The 17,131-nt window shown below is 60.4% G+C and carries 17 protein-coding genes and 1 tRNA gene; 7 read left to right on the forward strand and 11 right to left on the reverse strand.

What is annotated here, in order from left to right:
• A complete protein-coding gene (gene nth, locus QP922_RS09780) occupies window positions 1-654 on the reverse strand; it encodes an endonuclease III (RefSeq protein ID WP_284809232.1) in 654 nt (217 codons plus the stop codon).
• Between the two features lie 302 nt (window positions 655-956).
• Here nth and glxR point away from each other — a divergent pair, with 302 nt between their 5' ends.
• Window positions 957-1,640, forward strand: a complete 684-nt coding sequence (gene glxR, locus QP922_RS09785; protein WP_039673331.1) for a CRP-like cAMP-activated global transcriptional regulator GlxR — start codon at window positions 957-959, stop codon at window positions 1,638-1,640.
• Window positions 1,641-1,756: 116 nt separating this feature from the next.
• Here the strand turns inward: glxR and QP922_RS09790 are convergent, their stop codons facing one another.
• The 4 genes from QP922_RS09790 to QP922_RS09805 are packed head-to-tail and all read right to left on the reverse strand — an operon-like array spanning window position 1,757 to window position 3,571.
• On the reverse strand, window positions 1,757-2,569 hold the full coding sequence (locus tag QP922_RS09790; protein WP_284809234.1) for an MBL fold metallo-hydrolase: 813 nt from the start codon (window positions 2,567-2,569) through the stop codon (window positions 1,757-1,759).
• Between the two features lie 18 nt (window positions 2,570-2,587).
• Window positions 2,588-3,046, reverse strand: coding sequence for a RidA family protein (locus QP922_RS09795; RefSeq protein ID WP_284809236.1), 459 nt, complete (start codon window positions 3,044-3,046; stop codon window positions 2,588-2,590).
• A complete protein-coding gene (gene sp36, locus QP922_RS09800) occupies window positions 3,047-3,208 on the reverse strand; it encodes a Sp36 family protein (RefSeq protein ID WP_010189965.1) in 162 nt (53 codons plus the stop codon). It abuts the gene before it with no gap.
• Window positions 3,209-3,235: 27 nt separating this feature from the next.
• Window positions 3,236-3,571, reverse strand: coding sequence for a WhiB family transcriptional regulator (locus tag QP922_RS09805; protein ID WP_210388167.1), 336 nt, complete (start codon window positions 3,569-3,571; stop codon window positions 3,236-3,238).
• A gap of 174 nt (window positions 3,572-3,745) precedes the next feature.
• Here QP922_RS09805 and QP922_RS09810 point away from each other — a divergent pair, with 174 nt between their 5' ends.
• Window positions 3,746-6,187: a transglycosylase domain-containing protein gene (locus tag QP922_RS09810; RefSeq protein WP_284809238.1), complete on the forward strand. Its 2,442-nt coding sequence runs from the start codon at window positions 3,746-3,748 to the stop codon at window positions 6,185-6,187.
• Between the two features lie 5 nt (window positions 6,188-6,192).
• Here the strand turns inward: QP922_RS09810 and QP922_RS09815 are convergent, their stop codons facing one another.
• Entirely contained in the window at window positions 6,193-6,657 is a 465-nt protein-coding gene (locus QP922_RS09815; protein WP_284809239.1) for a GatB/YqeY domain-containing protein, read from the reverse strand.
• Between the two features lie 42 nt (window positions 6,658-6,699).
• On the opposite strand from QP922_RS09815, the gene QP922_RS09820 reads away from it, so the two are divergent.
• The 3 genes from QP922_RS09820 (at window position 6,700) to QP922_RS09830 (ending at window position 8,696) form a co-directional block, all read left to right on the forward strand.
• Window positions 6,700-7,614, forward strand: coding sequence for a metallophosphoesterase (locus tag QP922_RS09820; RefSeq protein ID WP_284809241.1), 915 nt, complete (start codon window positions 6,700-6,702; stop codon window positions 7,612-7,614).
• Between the two features lie 99 nt (window positions 7,615-7,713).
• Window positions 7,714-7,790: transfer RNA gene (locus tag QP922_RS09825), tRNA-Pro, on the forward strand.
• Window positions 7,791-8,117: 327 nt separating this feature from the next.
• Window positions 8,118-8,696 (forward strand): hypothetical protein, encoded by a 579-nt coding sequence (locus tag QP922_RS09830; RefSeq protein ID WP_239107326.1) that lies wholly within the window; start codon window positions 8,118-8,120, stop codon window positions 8,694-8,696.
• 80 nt (window positions 8,697-8,776) lie between these two features.
• Here the strand turns inward: QP922_RS09830 and QP922_RS09835 are convergent, their stop codons facing one another.
• The 4 genes from QP922_RS09835 to QP922_RS09850 all read right to left on the reverse strand — a co-directional run bounded on the left by QP922_RS09835 (window position 8,777) and on the right by QP922_RS09850 (window position 13,679).
• Entirely contained in the window at window positions 8,777-9,979 is a 1,203-nt protein-coding gene (locus tag QP922_RS09835) for a hypothetical protein (protein WP_284809244.1), read from the reverse strand.
• Window positions 9,966-10,283: a hypothetical protein gene (locus QP922_RS09840; RefSeq protein WP_284809246.1), complete on the reverse strand. Its 318-nt coding sequence runs from the start codon at window positions 10,281-10,283 to the stop codon at window positions 9,966-9,968. Before QP922_RS09840 ends, QP922_RS09835 begins: the two co-directional genes overlap by 14 nt.
• A 263-nt stretch (window positions 10,284-10,546) precedes the next feature.
• Window positions 10,547-11,998, reverse strand: a complete 1,452-nt coding sequence (locus QP922_RS09845; RefSeq protein ID WP_284809248.1) for a hypothetical protein — start codon at window positions 11,996-11,998, stop codon at window positions 10,547-10,549.
• A 124-nt stretch (window positions 11,999-12,122) separates the two neighbouring features.
• Window positions 12,123-13,679, reverse strand: a complete 1,557-nt coding sequence (locus tag QP922_RS09850) for a catalase (RefSeq protein WP_284809249.1) — start codon at window positions 13,677-13,679, stop codon at window positions 12,123-12,125.
• Between the two features lie 165 nt (window positions 13,680-13,844).
• Here QP922_RS09850 and QP922_RS09855 point away from each other — a divergent pair, with 165 nt between their 5' ends.
• The gene (locus tag QP922_RS09855) at window positions 13,845-14,393 is read left to right on the forward strand and encodes an RNA polymerase sigma factor (protein WP_284809251.1); all 549 of its coding nucleotides are present in this window, start codon (window positions 13,845-13,847) and stop codon (window positions 14,391-14,393) included.
• A gap of 262 nt (window positions 14,394-14,655) precedes the next feature.
• Window positions 14,656-15,978, forward strand: coding sequence for a YkvI family membrane protein (locus QP922_RS09860; RefSeq protein ID WP_284809252.1), 1,323 nt, complete (start codon window positions 14,656-14,658; stop codon window positions 15,976-15,978).
• An 89-nt stretch (window positions 15,979-16,067) separates the two neighbouring features.
• Here the strand turns inward: QP922_RS09860 and QP922_RS09865 are convergent, their stop codons facing one another.
• Entirely contained in the window at window positions 16,068-17,105 is a 1,038-nt protein-coding gene (locus QP922_RS09865) for an aspartate-semialdehyde dehydrogenase (protein WP_284809254.1), read from the reverse strand.
• Window positions 17,106-17,131: the final 26 nt, after the last annotated feature.

Genomic DNA, 17,131 nt, shown 5'->3' on the forward strand with positions numbered 1-17,131 from the left:
TTAACCCCGCGACGGGCACCACGGGGCAAGGACGCAGGCCCCGCACCGCGGCGAGCGGGCAGTGCACACGCGCCGGCCGTGGAGGATGACTCTGTGAGAAAACACGGTCTGCTCGTCTTCGGGGACGAGCTTGGCGACGTCCCTCTCAATCGCCCGCGGCGTCTTCGCCGCGGTAAGCCCAAGGCGCTGGCTTAGTCGTGTGACGTGCGTATCCACGGTGATGCCGGGCAAGCCAAAGGCGTTGCCGCGCACAACGAGGGCGGTTTTGCGGCCGACGCCCGGAAGCGAAGTGAGCTCATCAATGCCGCGTGGAACCTGGCCGTCGAATTCGCCCACGAGTTTCTCCCCGATGCCGATGAGGTGGCCGGCTTTTGCCCGCTGGAAGCCCAGCGGGCGCAGGATGCTTTCTAATTCTGCACGGTCGGCAGCTGCATAGTCCGGGGCGGTGGGATAGGTCGCGAAAAGGTGTGGAGTGACCTGGTTGACGCGTTCATCCGTGCATTGTGCCGACAGCACCGTGGCGATAAGGAGCTCGAGGGCATTGGAAAAATTGAGCTCGCAGTCAGCGTCCGGGTATTCCGCCGCGAGAGCAGCGCGGATGTGGGCGGCGCGCTCAGCAGTGTGGATGGAGTCGCGGTGACTGTCGAGAGGCATGTGCCTTATTCTACTGGCGCCCAGGTACAGTAGGACACATGATTTCGCTTGTACTGCTGGTCCCGCTGGGCCTCGCGCTCTTTGCCATTTTGATGGAAAAGCTTGAGGCAACTGCCTTCGAGAACTAAATAAGTTCTCATAGCGTGTGATTATTTTCAGGCTGCTGGAAAAGGTGACAAATTACACTGTATGATATTGGACAGTGCCTCTTGACGCACTGCCACAGCAGGTGCGTCAACAACCAACACAACCTGCTTGCGTGTGTATCAATCTATCCTCTGCGCAGGCTTTAAGGAGTAACAGTGGAAGGCGTACAGGACATCCTCTCCCGCGCTGGAATTTTCCAAGGCGTTGACCCAGTGGCAGTTCAGAACCTGATTGAGCAGATGGAAACTGTCCGCTTCCCGCGCGGCACCACCATCTTCGATGAGGGTGAGCCGGGTGACCGTCTCTACATCATCACCTCGGGCAAGATTAAGCTTGCCCGCCACGCCCCGGACGGCCGCGAGAACCTCCTGACGGTGATGGGCCCGTCCGATATGTTCGGCGAGCTGTCCATCTTCGATCCGGGCCCGCGCACCTCCTCCGCTGTGTGCGTTACCGAGGTCACCGCCGCAACCATGAACTCCGAGATGCTCAAGCAGTGGGTTGCTGACCACCCGGCGATTGCCCAGCAGCTCCTCCGTGTGCTGGCTCGTCGCCTGCGCCGCACCAACGCTAACCTGGCTGACCTTATCTTCACCGACGTGCCTGGTCGCGTGGCAAAGACCCTGCTGCAGCTGGCCAACCGCTTTGGTTCCCAGGAAGGCGGCGCCCTGCGCGTCAACCACGACCTCACCCAGGAAGAGATCGCCCAGCTGGTCGGCGCTTCCCGTGAGACCGTGAACAAGGCCCTGGCTACCTTCGCCCACCGCGGCTGGATTCGCCTCGAGGGCAAGTCGGTGCTCATCGTCGATACCGAGCACCTCGCCCGCCGCGCGCGCTAACATGTGGTGCTCTTCGAGCGCGCCCGCCTAAGGCGCGCTGAGAGAGCGCTCAACGCGCCCCTCACTGCATACGAAAAAGTCCCCCGAGAATATCGGGGGACTTCGTGGTTTTCGGGTTACTTCTCAGCGTCGAGGTACTTCAACGCGGTGCGCGTGGACTGCTCAGCCGCGTGGCGCAGGACCGGGTCGACGTCGTCATACATCTCATCCACCAGCGTCTTAACGTCAACGTCCTCACCCAAGCGGGAGCGAACTTCCTTGATCTGGTTGAGGCGGTGGTGACGGCGGTCGATGTACTTGCGGGCAAACGCGGAGGTGTCCTCCAAGTCCGGACCGTGGCCCGGGAACAGCGGAACATTCTTGCCGCGCTCCTCCAAGAGATCCAAGGTCTTGAGGTAATCGCCCAAATCACCATCGGTTTCAGAAAGCAAGACGGTGTGGCGGCCAGCCATGGTATCACCGGTGAGGATGCCCTCCAGGGTGGAGTTCTTAGCCTCGTCGGACCACACGAAGAAACAGGTGGAATCAGCGGTGTGGCCCGGGGTGTGGACTACCTCGAGCTGGGGGGTGACGCCGTCGATGTCGATCACTTCACCGTCGACAAGCGCGTCGGCCCCATTGCAGTAGTTCGGATCGAAAGCGCGGATCGGAGCGCCAGTAAGCTGGCGCAGGCGCTGTGCACCCGACGCGTGGTCATCGTGACGGTGGGTCAGGAGGATCAGCGCAACCTCACCCGCCTTCGCGGTGACGACGTTGAGGTGGCCCTCATCTTCGGGGCCCGGATCAACAACAATGGCGCGGGAATCCTCCCCCGCACGGATGATCCACGTGTTGGTTCCTTCCAGGGCGGTGTAGCTGGGGTTGTCACACAGCACGACACCGACGGACTTGCTCACGGGACGCAATTGGCTATATGCAGGATGCTCCATGGTTCTAACCCTATCCGATTACTCAGCGATTTCTACGATGACTTCGATCTCAACGGGAGAATCCTTCGGCAGCACCGTCACTCCCACGGCAGACCGTGCATGCACACCGGCCTCATCAAAGAGCTCCCCCAAGAATTCCGAGGCACCATCAATAACCGCGGCCTGCTCAGTGAAGGAAGGATCCGAGGCGACGAAGCCCACGACCTTCACCACGCGGGTGATGTTGTCCAAGCCCGCTTCGGCATCAATGGCCGCGAGTGCGTTGAGGGCTGCGGTGCGTGCCAGCTCCTGGGCTCGTTCTACGGAAACTTCCGCGCCCACCTTTCCGGTGGCGGGCAGCTCGCCGTCAACGACGGGCAGCTGGCCAGAAGTCCACACCTGGCCACCCACACGGGTGGCAGGGACATACGATGCGAGCGGAGCGGCAACGGACGGAAGCTCGAAACCGAGCTCTTCCAGACGTGCGCGCGCGGTCATTTAGGATTCCTCCAGCGGGCGCTTGAAGTAAGCAACCACGTTTTCCGGGTTCATACCCGGGGTGATAGTGACGAGCTCCCAGCCGTCTTCACCCCAGGAATCCAGGATTTGCTTGGTTGCGTGAGTAAGAACCGGCGCGGTGGCATATTCCCATTTAGTCATGGGTTCCATGCTACTAAACTCCGGCGCTTAAATCCCGACTAATTCGCCGCCTTCTGCAAGGTAGTGTGCCCAGCTGGTGATGTGCGGATTCTTGCGCAGAAGAGCGCGGCGCTGACGTTCCGTCAGGCCTCCCCACACGCCAAATTCGACGCGATTATCCAGGGCGTCCGCACGGCATTCGTTGAGCACCGGGCAGTGACGGCAAATAACTGCGGCCTTGCGCTGTTCCGCGCCGCGTACAAACAGGGCATCCGGGTCGCCGTTGCGACACTTGGCTTGGGTAACCCACTCACCACGTTCGGTGGTCGAAGAGGCATTCTTTACCATTGCGGACCGTCCTGCACCTTTTACACTGACTGCCATGGCTAGGTAACTCCTTCCAAGCTCCCATCCCACCTCATAAAAGTGAATAACCCTCAATATGGCGGAATATTATGTACTCACCGTTAGTCTATTCACTAACCGATATGCCTGTCTAATAGGTCACACTTTAGGGGGGTCTCCCGGATCAGCCTCGAAGCACGTAGTGTGTGGAGGGTGACTGTCATCAAATCCCTGGGAAAGCTCGTTCTCTCCACAGTACTGGTGGGCCTCCTCATTGCCCTCGCACTAGCCCCCATCGCAGGTGTGAGCGGTGTGGCCGTAGCCAGGACCAACGAAACGATGCAATCGGATATTCAGGATCTCACCGACGGCGATACCCCGGGCGTGAGCACCATCCTGGACGCTAAAGGCAACACCTTGGCCTATATCTATGAGCAGCGCCGCCATTCGGTGCAACCCGATGAGATTTCGGATGCCATGAAGCAGGCCATGGTGGCCATCGAGGACCGCCGCTTCTACGAGCACGAAGGCGTGGACCTGCAGGGAAACTTCCGAGCACTGTGGACCAACTTGGCAGCAGGTGGCGTTTCCCAGGGCGCGTCCACCATTGATCAGCAGTACGTGAAGAATTACCTCCTGCTCGTCAACGCCACTACCGATGAAGAGCGCCAAGCTGCTACTGAACAATCCATGGCCCGCAAGCTGCGCGAGATGCGCATGGCCACCGATATCGATGCAAAGCTTTCCAAGGACGAGATCCTCACGAACTATCTCAACCTCGTTCCCTTCGGTAACCATTCTTTCGGCGTGGAGGCGGCAGCCCGTACCTACTTTGGCACCGATGCCGCGCATCTCACCGTGCCACAATCCGCCATGTTGGCTGGCATGGTGCAGTCCTCCGAGTACCTCAATCCCTATACCAACGAGGAAGGCGTGCGGGACCGCCGCAACGTCGTCCTGCAGGCCATGGTCAACAACGGCTCCCTCTCCCAAGAGGACGCCGATAACTTTGCCCAGCAGCCTCTCGGCGTGCTCGATAGCCCCGCTACCTTGCCCAACGGCTGCATCGGCGCCGGCGACCGCGGATTCTTCTGCGATTATGTCTTGAGCTACCTCGCCGATAAAGGCATCGACCGTGAGCACCTAGCTCGCGGTGGCCTCACCGTCAAGACCACACTCGACCCCGATGTGCAGGATCAGGCCCTAAACGCGGTGCGCAGTCATACCGCGCCGGATGCGGCGGGCGTGGCGGAAGTGATGAACGTCGTCAAGCCCGGCACTGACTCGCGCAAGGTCCTGGCCATGGTGTCTTCCCGCACCTACGGCCTGGATTTGGAGAACAATGAGACCCTGCTGCCGCAACCGAACTCACTCGTGGGCAATGGCGCAGGTTCCGTATTCAAGCTGTTTACGGCCGCGGCCGCGCTCGAATCGGGCTATGGCATCAAGGACCGCCTCGCCGTGCCGAAGCGCTACGAAGCAGAAGGCCTTGGTTTCGGCGGCGCGGAGAACTGTCCGCCGAATAAGTATTGCGTTGAGAATGCGGGCAACTATGCCTCGACGATGACGCTGCAGGATACGTTGGCCTACTCCCCCAACACCCCCTTCATCGAGCTCATCGAGCAGCTCGGCGTGGAGCAGGTGGTGGACATGGCCGTGAAACTAGGCCTGCGCTCCTATAAAGACCCAGGCAGCTATGACGGAAACTCCTCCATTGCGGATCACATCAAGGAATCCAACCTGGGTTCCTTCACCTTGGGCCCCACGGCGGTCAATGCGCTGGAACTGTCTAATGTGGGCGCCACGGTGGCGTCGGAAGGCATGTGGTGCGAGCCGAACCCCATCGAGGAAGTTACCGATGCCCACGGTAACGAGGTCTACATCAAGCACACGCCCTGCGAGCGCGCGGTGGGCAAGGAAGTGGCTAAGGCGCTGGAGAACAACATGACGGCCGATACGGAGAAGGGCACGGCGTCGGCATCGGCACGCGCGGCGGGCTTCCGCGGCCAGGCAGCGGCTAAGACGGGTACCACGGAATCCAACCAGTCCTCAGCTTTCCTGGGCTTCAACTCGGCGGTGGCGGCCGCGCCGTACATCTATAACGACGGCACGACAACGACCCCGCTGTGTACCGGCCCGGTGCGTCAATGCGGGAGCGGCAACCTCTTCGGTGGCCTTGAGCCGGCGGCGACGTTCTACACCATGGCGGTGCGCGTGCCGGAGGCCGCACAAGGCACGGTACCGGATTATGACCGCGCCTATGATTCGGGTACGGTCTCGCCGCTTATCGACGACCTCAAGGGCAAGTCCGAAAGCCAAGCCCGCGCCGCATTGGAGAAGGCCGGCTACACGGTAAAAACCACGGAAGTGGCCGCCCCTGGTGTGGGTTACGGCAAGGTGGTGCGCGTCATCACGGGCGCGTCCGGCACCAAGAAAGGTGCGGAGGTAACGCTGCAGCTTTCCGACGGCTCCTCGGCCACCACCTCAGACGATAGTTCCACGTCAGGCACCTACAATTACCAGCCGCCCACCGACAACGGCGGCGGTGGTGGTGGCGGTGGCGATGGCCAGCCGCCCGCACAGCCGGAGCCCCTCATCAACCAGGATGATGTGGACCGCTTCACCAACGACGTGCGGGATTTCTTCGGGCTTTAGCCCCCTTAGTTCAGGGCAGCCTTCACGGCGGTGGACAGGCGCTTGCCGTCTGCGCGGCCAGCGGCCTTTGCGTTGGCGACCTTCATGACGTTGCCCATCTGCTTGATGGTGACCGGCTCGCCGGACTCCTTTTCTACCTCGGCAATTGCGTCGGCGACGAGGGCGTTTAGGGAGTCGTCGTCAAGCTGCTCGGGCTGGTAGGCCTCGAAAAAGGGGACGTCGACAAGCTCGGCCTCCGCCAACTCCGGGCGGCCATTCTCGGCGTATACCTCAGCGGACTCGCGGCGCTTCTTAATCTCGCGCGCGATGACCTTGAGTACGTCCTCATCGGTGATCTCGTGGCGGGAACCGGTGGTTTCCTCCGCCTGAATGGCGGACAGGAGGGAACGGATGGCGGACGTGCGGGCCTTGTCCTTGGCCTTCATCGAGGTCTTGAGGTCGGCGCGGATAGTTTCTTTCAACTCACTCATGCCCTTCAATCTACGCTAGCTCGCCCAGGTAGGGTGGGGAGGGTGAAGATTTTTCCCATCCTTGGCGGACTCGCCGCCGCAGGCCTGGGTGTTGCCGCGTGGGCGCACTCGGAGCTCACCAAGTTTGAGCTCAAGGAGTACACGCTACCTCTGCTGGAGCCCGGCACGCTGCGCGAGGAGCCAGAATTCCGCATCCTACACGTCTCCGACCTCCACATGATTCCGGGCCAGCGCGCCAAAATCGAGTGGGTATCGGACCTCGACCGCCTCGACCCACACCTCGTGGTTAATACCGGCGATAATCTCTCCGACAAAGGTGGCGTTCCCGACGTCCTCCGTGCCCTTGGCCCCCTGCTGAGCCGCCCGGGTATGTTCTGCTTCGGCACCAATGACTACTGGGCACCGCGCATCCCGAATCCTTTCAACTACTTGATTGGCAAAAAGAACACGCCGTCCTATGTGAACTTGCCTTGGAAGGGCATGCGTGCTGCATTCCTTGAGCACGGCTGGCACGACGCCAACCAAGCCCGCGTGGAATTCAAGGTGGGCGACGTCCGCCTCGCTGCCGCTGGTGTGGACGACCCGCATCATGACTTGGATGACTACTCCGAAATCGCCGGCGCCCCGAACGAAGACGCTGACCTTTCCCTAGCGCTGCTCCACTCCCCGGAACCCCGCGTCTTGGAGAGGTTCGCCGCTGACGGCTACCAGCTTTCCCTGTCGGGGCATACGCACGGCGGCCAGTTGTGCCTGCCGTTTAAGGTGTTGGGCTCGCGCTCCATCGTGACCAACTGTGGTATCGACCGTGCCCGCGCCCAGGGACTGCACCGGTTCGGGCCGATGTATATGCATGTCTCCAACGGACTAGGCACCTCCAAGTTCGTTCCCTTCCGCGTCTTCTGCCGCCCATCGGCCACGCTGTTGCGCATCACAGAGAAGTCCACTTCAGCAACCTAAGACCTTTAAGGCCACCTGAGAAAGACCCGCCACGCTGCCGTTTTGTCCTTTCGACCCGGGGTGCGTTAAAGTAATCCGGTACCGCTTAGAGCGAGACACCGGGATATGGCGCAGCTTGGTAGCGCGCTTCGTTCGGGACGAAGAGGTCGCAGGTTCAAATCCTGTTATCCCGACCACTAACCCGCAGGAAACTGCGGGTTTTCGTCGTTTTCATCTTGACCCGCTATCGCGAGCGGATTAAGGGGCCCAAATGGCCGGATATATGCTTGCAACGCGCCTTCTTGACGCAACCGTTCAGAGCCTATAAATCCCCAATTCTAGGCAGACCGTCCGGCCGTTGACCCGAAGTTGACTTCCCCAAAAATCAATAACCTCGGCGATTTGCTCCTACTTTTGTAGTGCAGGGATCGTCCCGAGGCTTTCAAAATAGAGAATAGCATGTGCAAATGAGTAATCCAAGATCGACCGCAGTACCGCTATCGCAATGGTTTTCATCCGCACGGATGAGCCGGTACGCCGAGCATCCCCGACCAGAAGCGCTATACCTTTGGAATACTCACCTCACGAAGACTTATCTCGCCGACATTGAGCATCTTGAGGTGCTCCTCCGAAACTGCATTCACAATGCCCTGGCCAGACGATACGGTGACCGATGGTTTGACGACGTTCGAATACCCTTCACCGATGTAGCCAGGAAGAACATCCGTAAGGCGAAAAGACGAGCCGGAGAAGAAGGTGCGCCGTCAGGAAAAATCATTGCTGAGCTCAGCTTCGACTTCTGGCGCTTCCTCTTAAGTAGCCACTACCAAGCAAGCATCTGGCCTCAGGTAAAGAGGGCGTTAGAGAAGACTCCTGACAGCAGACAGGAATTCGAAGAACTTGTATCCGTTGTTTACACAATGAGAAATAGATGCTCTCATCATGAATCAATCGTGCAACAACACGATATAGCCCGTGAAGGCGCACATCTCGACTCCGTTGATAGCGCCATCCAAATGGTAGCGGACTTCATCAATCCTCAAGCCGCGGCATGGATAAAGGACAATTCGCGAGTCCCCGCCATACGTGCACAGCGACCGTAGCCGCAAACCGCAACAATACGACCGGAAGCAGAAGCAATCATCAAAGTCGGCGCGCATTCAACACACAAACCTACGAGATTTTAGAAACTAGAGGAACCACCCGAACCGGAAAAGCCCGAGCTAAACCCGCTGTTGACGCCGCCGCTGCTGCCGGAGGAAGAGTCGCGCGCGGAGATAGCGTCACTGTCCCACGTGCTCACGGTATAGAACGGCACGTAGCCGTGGTAGCCGGCACCGGCGAAGAAGTTGGAATCGTAAATGTGCGTGCGTTCGGGACGCTCGTCGGCCTCGTTGCGCTTCTGCAGCTGCGCTTGCAGATGCTCCGACAGCAGCGCGGTGCGGTCAAGAAGATCGAGGTAGCGTTCCATAAACTGCGGGTGGTTCGGTTCCTTGGACAGCACCATGGCGGCGTCTTCCAACTCCTTGGCGTGCTGCTCGGCCTGCGAATCAATATCGGACGCAACGTACGACGCTTGTGCCAAATCCTTGCCTAGCTCATAAAGCTCGTAGCGGCGAGCATCAGCATCGGCGTTTTCGATGCGGTGCAATTTCTCAATGTTGGTCTCCGCCGTATCAACGCGCTCGCACAGCAAACGCGCATGAGCAAGTTCCTCCGCGCGCTCGCGGAACTGCTCGTCGGGAGCATCCGCAGGCATGGACATGAAGGAGCCGACGGTGCGGTCAAGGGCTAGGAAGTCATCGCGCAGCCCTTCCCAATCCTCACGCAAACGCTCATCCACGAGGCCGGATTGCAGCGAGTGTGCGCGGATATCAATGGATTCAAGGCGCTGTGCCACGTCGGTATAGGTCTGGGACACAAAATCCCAATCCTCACGCGCCTGCTGTGCCTTCTTCTGCCGGCTGCGACGAGTACCGCCGACGATGCCTATACCCGCGCCACCGACGCCCAGGCCCGCCACGCCGAGGCCAAAGGCCGCCCCAATGCGCCCATCCTTCGCACTCTCGTACTGGGCATCCGCAGCACGGTCCACGTCGATAGCAGCCGCCGCACCTGCAAAGAGACCAGCAGGAATGTTGTCATCCCGCACGCCCGGCTTAATGGCTTCGATGGACCGCTCCAAATGGCCGTCACCTTTGCGCAGCTTCATCTGCCCGGCCACGTCCTCACCCGCGAAGATGAAGGCCTGGCGCGGGTCGAGGCCCACGCCGACGAAGACCTGGCCATCAGCAAACTTATCCTTGCCGATGAGCTCCGGGTGATTATCACGCAGGTACTCCTCCACGGAGTCGTTGACGTTTTCTTTGTTCTTAGCAAAGACCATGTAGTGCAGCCCTTGGACCACGTCGGGGGGCGGCGATGCGGGAGACGTCGCCAAGCATGCGCTCTTCCTCCTCCGGAGTGAGCACATCGTCCGGGTCCATGATGTCAGCCTGCACCTCACGCTGCGCGGGCTGCATAACGTAGTCGGAGCGTTCAGGCGCATCGAAGGCCGCCAAGCTCGCACCCGCGCCGATTCCCCCGAGCAGCAGACCGCCCACCATGGCCGCACCGACGATGGCGTCGACCGACGTTACTTTGGGGCCACGGCTGGCGGCAAAAGGTTTGATATCGCGAGAGTCAGTCACGGTGATTCTCCAATTCTTCAGCATTCAGTGCCGCCAATTTTACCCCCACAACGGGAAACGACGCGGTGCCCCTACAGCAGCCGCGTCGCCCCTATTCCCTATCACTCACAACGGATTGGAGAAACCGTTTGCCTACCCCCTAAGTAGGCTTTGTGAGCAATTCCAACTCTAGCACTATTTCCCCTCGCAGCGATACCTAAATCAACAAAATCGTAGTATCTCAGCGCCCCGCTCAGCCTGCGCCGATAACGCGAGGCCCTGAGCTAGGCTTTTGCTTCGCTGCGACGGCGAGCGGGTGCCCCCACAACCCAGACGGATACGACGATAATTACCCCCAAAATCGCCATCGCGGCAAAAAGCTGCGGGGAGCTGCCCCCGTTGCCCGCGACAGTGATGGCGGAGGTTGCCCACTGCATGGGAAAGAGGTGCACGAGCGCGCTCATCGCGGTGTTAAGGTCCGTGCCGGTCGAGGCTGCTTTCCATGCCCAGCCCACGATTCCCACTTGGACCAGCCCCAGCAGGACTCCCAAGCCCCAGCCAGGAAGACCTAGGCCGCGCACGAGGGCATACACCGCGCTTGCCGACGCCACCCCAGCCCCCAGCGCCGCAAGTGCCGCCCACACCACAGCAGCAACGGTCACACCGGTGGCCAGCAAGGAAGTCAGGAGGCCAACCACCACGCCGATAACTACCCCGCCCGCGATGAGGGCGAGAAGGCGACGCTCAACACGAGTCAGTAGTGCGCCCAGCACTCCACCGCCAAGGACCGAGAGGGCCGCCAGCAACATCGCCACGATGGGGCTCAGCAACTGCGAAGGACCATCCTGTGCCTCACCAGGGCCAGCAACGGTAGGCAGGGCGCGCTGAGCACCCTGGACCTTGTTCCTATTCTGTTGGGCCATGCCGTCGACCTTTTCAGCACCGGCCACCAGCTCGTCAACGCCTTTGAGGGCCTCATCGACCTTGGCGTTGAGCTCGCCAATTCCGGCATTGAGCTGCTTCGCCCCCTCCGTTGCCTGGTACACACCATCGTGATAGGCGTAGCCGTTTACGGCGAGCTGATTGGACAACTCACGCGAACCATCCTTGAGCTGGATGAGCTGGTCTTGGACGGACTGGTCAAACTGGAAGTTCTCCACCTGCGTGCGGAGGTCACCGAGCTGGGAGCGGATCTCCTTCGCTTCAGCGGAGTTGTTGCCGTCGAGGTCCTTAACAGTGCCGTCGATGGCCTCTAGGATCTGGCCGCGGACTACGCCGAGGCCGACGATCTGATCGACGGCGCCGCCGACGCCGTCGGCAAGCTCAGTGGCACCATTGCCCAACTGCGCGGTGCCAGACTGGAGCTGCACAAGACCGTCGTAGAGCTCCTGCGAGCCGCCTGCCAGCTGGTCCACTCCGCCACCGAGCTCACCGGCACCGTCCTTGAGCTGCCCTGTGCCGTCTGCAAGCTGCTGCGTGCCGTTGGCCAGAAACCCGGCCTGGGCGTTAGCTTCGCTGAGTGCACGGGCGACGTCATAAAGCTCAGCGGGATCAATCGTGCCGTCACTGGGCGCACCGGCCTGCTCCTGTGACCAGGCCTGCGCCGGCTGCCACTCGGATGCAGTGGCAACGATTGCGCCGATGATGAGCGGCACAAGGAGGAGGGCGGCAATCAGCAGCGAGCGGGTGCCCACTGGGCGGTCGTCATCAGCAGAAGTGGCAAGGCGTGAGGTCATGATATAGAAACTATCGCCCACGCTGGGCACAAGCGGTCAGGCGCGCGGAAAAGCCCCGCTAGTACCGTGCTGGCGGGTAACTAGCGGGGCTACTGAGGTTACGTAATTAACGCGTATGCGTTAATTACTTCTTCTCCGCGAAAAGCTCACGCACGCGCTTGCCCAGCTGCGGGGAAACGGCATCCCAGTAGGCGTAGACGCGCTCCTCGGTCTCCGGGGACACACCAGCCATTGCGTTGGTGATGTTGTCCGCCAAGCGCTCCTTGGCGCCATCGTCGTAGACATTCTCGTACAGGTCGGTGGCCTGGACGGTGTCGTTGTCCTCTGCGTGGTGGATGTACGGAGCGCGGACCAGGTCGATGCCGGCCGGGTCCGGGTTGACGTAGAGATCCGGTGCGGTGGTGGTCTCCTGCTCCTTGAAGCGCAGGTTCTCGTCTCCATCCAGGTAGCCGCCGCCCTTAGCGTGGCGGTTCGGGGAGTACACCGGATCCTCCGGGGCGTTGAACAGGTACTGCATCGGCCCCTCGTGCTCGTAGGTGTTGACCTGGTTGAGCGGCTGGTTTACCGGCAACTGCTTGTAGTTCGGTCCGATGCGGTAGCGCTGCTGGTCGGAGTAAGCGAAGACACGCGCCTGCAGCATCTTGTCCGGGGACAGGCCAATGCCCGGGACGATGTTGGACGGATCCAGGGCAACCTGCTCAATCTGTGCGAAGAAGTTGCGCGGGTTGCGGTTGAGGACGAAGTAGCCGACATCCACCAGCGGGTAGTCCTTCTTGGACCAAGTCTTGGTGAGGTCGAACGGGTTGAAGCGGTAGCCCTCAGCCTCTGCTACCGGCATGATCTGAACCTTGACGTCCCATACTGGGTAGTTGCCCTCTTCAATAGCGTTGTAGAGGTCCTCACGGTGGTAGTCGGCGTTCTGGCCGGCAATCTCAGCTGCCTCAGCGTCGGTGAAGTTCTCCACGCCCTGGCGGGTCTTGAAGTGGTACTTGACCCAGAAGGCGTCGCCCTGCTCGTTGACCCACTGGAAGGTGTGGGAGCCGTAACCGTTCTGGTGGCGGGTGGTCTTCGGGGTACCGCGGTCACCCATGAGGTAGGTCACCTGGTGGGTGGTCTCCGGGTTACGGGTCCAGAAGTCCCACTGCATATCGGCATCACGCAGGCCGTTGGTGCCCAGACGCTTCTGGGAGTGGATGAAGTCCGGGAACTTAATGCCATCACGGATAAAGAACACCGGGGTGTTGTTGCCCACGATGTCGTAGTTGCCCTCTTCGGTGTAGAAGCGGAGTGCAAAGCCGTGGACGTCACGCCAGGTATCCGGGGAGCCCTGCTCACCAGCAACGGTGGAGAAACGGCCCATCATCGGGGTCACGGTGCCCTTCTGGAAGAGCTTGGCCTTGGTGTAGGCGGATACGTCTTCGGTGACGTGCAGCTCGCCGAAAGCGCCGTGGCCCTTTGCGTGCGGGGTACGCTCCGGCACGCGCTCGCGGTTGAAGTGTGCGAGCTTCTCAATAAGGTGGATGTCATTGAGCACAACCGGGCCGTTCTGGCCCACGGTGATGCTGGTGTTCTCGGTAGCAACCGGCTGGCCGGACGGGCGGGTAGTGTTCGGGCCACCCGGGGCGCGCTGGCCCTTATCCAGAACCTTGTCTGCTGCGGACTCGTTCGAAGCGTTAGTCATAAGGAAAATGCCTCCTGGATTCGCTGATAATTTGAGGTTTATTATCAATCTCGGACGTTTCATAGCCTACCGCCGAAAAATGACCTCCGCAACAGTTTTTAGAATTCCGGCAGGAGATCACAGCGATAGATAAGGTGGCCTACCGCTACTGGTAAGTTGTGGGAGGTGAAAGTCCACTCCGAGCGCGATGATGCGCGCGTTACCGACCTCGCCCTCAAGGCGGGACGTGGCGACCGCGCAGCCCTAACGGAGTTCATCAAATCCACCCAGGATGACGTCTGGCGTCTGCTCGCCCACCTCGGCGGGGCCGATATTGCAGATGACCTGACCCAGGAGACTTACCTACGCGTCATCGGCGCGCTCCCTCGCTTTGCTGCGCGCTCCTCCGCGCGCACATGGCTCCTCTCCCTCGCGCGCCGCGTGTGGGTAGATAATATCCGCCACGACATGGCTCGGCCCCGCAAGTCTGCTACCGAATACGAGGATGCCGCTGCGCTCGCAGCCACCCCGGAGAACTCAGGCACGTGGAGCGAGTGGATCGACGCACGATCGCTTATCGACGCCCTCCCGGAGGACCGCCGCGAAGCCCTCATCCTCACCCAAGTGCTGGGCTATACCTATGAAGAGGCTGCCAAAATCGCAGGCGTGCGCGTAGGCACCATTCGCTCTCGGGTTGCCCGCGCCCGAAAAGACCTTATCGATCATCGTGGATAATCGTTACTGACCCGTTATAATCTGCGGCGCTTAGTGTAGGCACCTGCACAGACACCGCTAACTTGCCAGGGCTGTCACACACATCACACGATACGAACACCGTTTCAGCTGGCAAATACCTGTCGACCACGCCTAATGTTTCACGAGGCACACGTGACAAATCGATAGTCGAACCGGGCCGCGCGGCTTCCGACCGCCCGCACCACACTTAGTTCTGTGACGACCCCCCGGCGCGTGTGGGATTGAGAGACCTCTAAACCAAATGTGGAAACGCGCAGTGGCCATTTCCATGGCCTTTATCGGCGTCGTCGTCGGCGCCGGCTTTGCATCGGGCCAGGAAGCGATGCAGTACTTTGTAGCCTTTGGCAACTGGGGCCTGTGGGGCGTTGTGCTTGCTGCAGCCCTCATGCTGATCACAGGTATTTCGATCCTGCAGCTGGGTTCCTACTTTCAGGCTGATGAGCACACTGCCGTCTACGACAAGATTAGTGGCCCCATCATTTCCCGCGTGCTGGACTACGGCACCCTAGCAACACTGTTCTCCATCGGCTTCGTCATGTTCGCCGGCGGCGGCTCCACCATTAACCAGCAGTTTGACGGTGTTCCCGTGTGGGTAGGCGGCGCGATTATGCTCGTGCTCGTCCTGTTGGTGGGCCTCCTCGACGTGGACAAGGTTAGCTCCGTCATCGGCGCGATTACGCCTTTCATCATTATCTTCGTGGTTCTGGCTACCGGTTACACCATCATCACTACGGACGTGGACTGGTCCTCGATCAATACCTACGCCGTAGACAACGTTGAAACCCCCATCCACAACTGGTGGCTCGCTGCGCTGAACTACACCGGCCTCAACGTAATGTGTGCGGTGTCCATGTCCATCGTGATTGGCGGCAATATCTTGGATAACCGCGCCGTAGGTATCGGCGGCTTCTTCGGTGGCATCATTTACTTGGTTCTGCTGGCTCTTCTTGTGGTCTCGCTGTACATGGTGGCACCTGATGTCAACGGTCAAGACCTTCCGGTTCTCACGCTCATCAACAACGTGAACCCGATCCTCGGCTACTTCATGACCTTCATCATCTACGGCATGGTCTTCAATACCGCCATCGGCATGTTCTACGCCATGGGCAAGCGCCTGACCCGCAAGAAGCCGAAGCTCTTCTACCCTGTCTATGCTGGCGCCTGCGGCATCGGTTTCGTCCTCTCCTTCGTGGGCTTCAAGCAGTTGGTCTCCAGCGTCTACCCGATTCTGGGTTGGATTGGCCTGCTCATGATTGCCGTCATGGTCATCACCTGGATTACTCAGCGCGACAAGATCAGCTCCGAGTCTGACCGCCGCGTGCGCGCCCGCACCTTGGTCAAACGCCGCCTAGACCCGCGCGAGCACTTCACCAAGAAGAACGAGCGCGAGCTACGCAAGCTTGCTGCAGCCTCCAACATGGAGACCGAGGAGTTCGTCGAGACCGTCGCCGATGAGATTCACGAGGAGCTTGAGGCTGACGATGAGATTGAGTATGACCGCGAGGATCCGGAACCGTCCGTGACCTTCGTGGAGCACACCAAGCCTGAGGTTCCGAAGAACTAAAGGCCGGCTTAAAGACCAAGGTCCTTAAAACCAGCGAAAGTCCGCCACCAGAGTGCTATCTGGTGGCGGACTTTTACTACATGCGGCCCTTAGACCAAGAGCTCCGCAATCTGAATGGTGTTCAGGGCTGCGCCCTTGCGGAGGTTATCGCCGGAGACAACAAAGACGAGGCCCTTGTTGTCCGCGATGGTCTGGTCCTGGCGGATGCGGCCGACCAGAGATAGGTCGATACCAGCTGCAGCGAGTGGGGTGGGAACGTCCACGACCTTGACGCCTGCAGCGTTGGACAGCACCTCGCGGGCCTGCTCCGGGGTAATCGGCTGCTCAAACTCCGCATGCACCACCATGGTGTGGCCAGTGAAGACCGGGATACGCACGCAGGTACCGGATACCTTGAGCTCTGGCAGGCCCAGAATCTTGCGGGACTCGTTGCGCAGCTTCTGCTCCTCATCGGTCTCCTCCGTGCCATCGTCCACGAGGTTGCCGGCCAGGGGCACCGCGTTGTAGGCAATCGGGGCAACGTAGGGGCCGAGCTCGTCCGGCTCAACCTCAAGCACGGAGCCATCGTGCGTCAGCTCCACGTTGCGATCACCGATGGAGGCGACCTGCTTCACCAGCGTTTCCACACCTGCCAGGCCGGAACCAGATACCGCCTGGTAGGAGGCGACGCGCAGGGTGGTGAGCCCGGAGACGTCGTGAAGCGCCTTGGTGACCGGCATAATCGCCATCGTGGTGCAGTTGGGGTTCGCAATGATGCCCTTCACCACAGCGTCCTTGTCCTGCGGGTTGACCTCAGAGACGATAAGGGGGACGTCCGGGTCCTTGCGCCACGCGGAAGAATTATCCACCACGGTGGCACCCGCCTCAGCGAAGAGCGGTGCGTACTGCGTGGAGGTGGAACCACCCGCGGAGAACAGCGCGATATCAATACCGGCGAGGCTTTCTACAGTTTGCTCCGCCAAGTCTTCCACGACGACCTTCTCCTCACGGAAGGTGAGCTCCTGCCCTGCCGAGCGCGCAGAGGCGAAGAAGCGAACCGTGTCAGCCGGGAAGTTACGCTCCTCCAGAAGGGACCGCATCACGCGGCCAACCTGTCCGGTGGCGCCAACTACTGCAACAGTGGTCATGACCTTAACTCCTTAATCCTTATCAG

It is taken from the genome of Corynebacterium sp. MSK218 (assembly GCF_030232655.1).
Taxonomy (GTDB): domain Bacteria; phylum Actinomycetota; class Actinomycetes; order Mycobacteriales; family Mycobacteriaceae; genus Corynebacterium.

Bases quoted from the DNA above. Each gene is read 5' to 3' on its own strand.
- nth (WP_284809232.1), bottom strand. From the start codon at position 654: ATGCCTCTCGACAGTCACCGCGACTCCATCCACACTGCTGAGCGCGCC.
- QP922_RS09790 (WP_284809234.1), bottom strand. From the start codon at position 2,569: ATGGAGCATCCTGCATATAGCCAATTGCGTCCCGTGAGCAAGTCCGTC.
- QP922_RS09795 (WP_284809236.1), bottom strand. From the start codon at position 3,046: ATGACCGCGCGCGCACGTCTGGAAGAGCTCGGTTTCGAGCTTCCGTCC.
- sp36 (WP_010189965.1), bottom strand. From the start codon at position 3,208: ATGACTAAATGGGAATATGCCACCGCGCCGGTTCTTACTCACGCAACC.
- QP922_RS09805 (WP_210388167.1), bottom strand. From the start codon at position 3,571: ATGGCAGTCAGTGTAAAAGGTGCAGGACGGTCCGCAATGGTAAAGAAT.
- QP922_RS09815 (WP_284809239.1), bottom strand. From the start codon at position 6,657: ATGAGTGAGTTGAAAGAAACTATCCGCGCCGACCTCAAGACCTCGATG.
- QP922_RS09830 (WP_239107326.1), top strand. From the start codon at position 8,118: ATGAGCCGGTACGCCGAGCATCCCCGACCAGAAGCGCTATACCTTTGG.
- QP922_RS09835 (WP_284809244.1), bottom strand. From the start codon at position 9,979: ATGGTCTTTGCTAAGAACAAAGAAAACGTCAACGACTCCGTGGAGGAG.
- QP922_RS09845 (WP_284809248.1), bottom strand. From the start codon at position 11,998: ATGACCTCACGCCTTGCCACTTCTGCTGATGACGACCGCCCAGTGGGC.
- QP922_RS09850 (WP_284809249.1), bottom strand. From the start codon at position 13,679: ATGACTAACGCTTCGAACGAGTCCGCAGCAGACAAGGTTCTGGATAAG.
- QP922_RS09860 (WP_284809252.1), top strand. From the start codon at position 14,656: ATGTGGAAACGCGCAGTGGCCATTTCCATGGCCTTTATCGGCGTCGTC.
- QP922_RS09865 (WP_284809254.1), bottom strand. From the start codon at position 17,105: ATGACCACTGTTGCAGTAGTTGGCGCCACCGGACAGGTTGGCCGCGTG.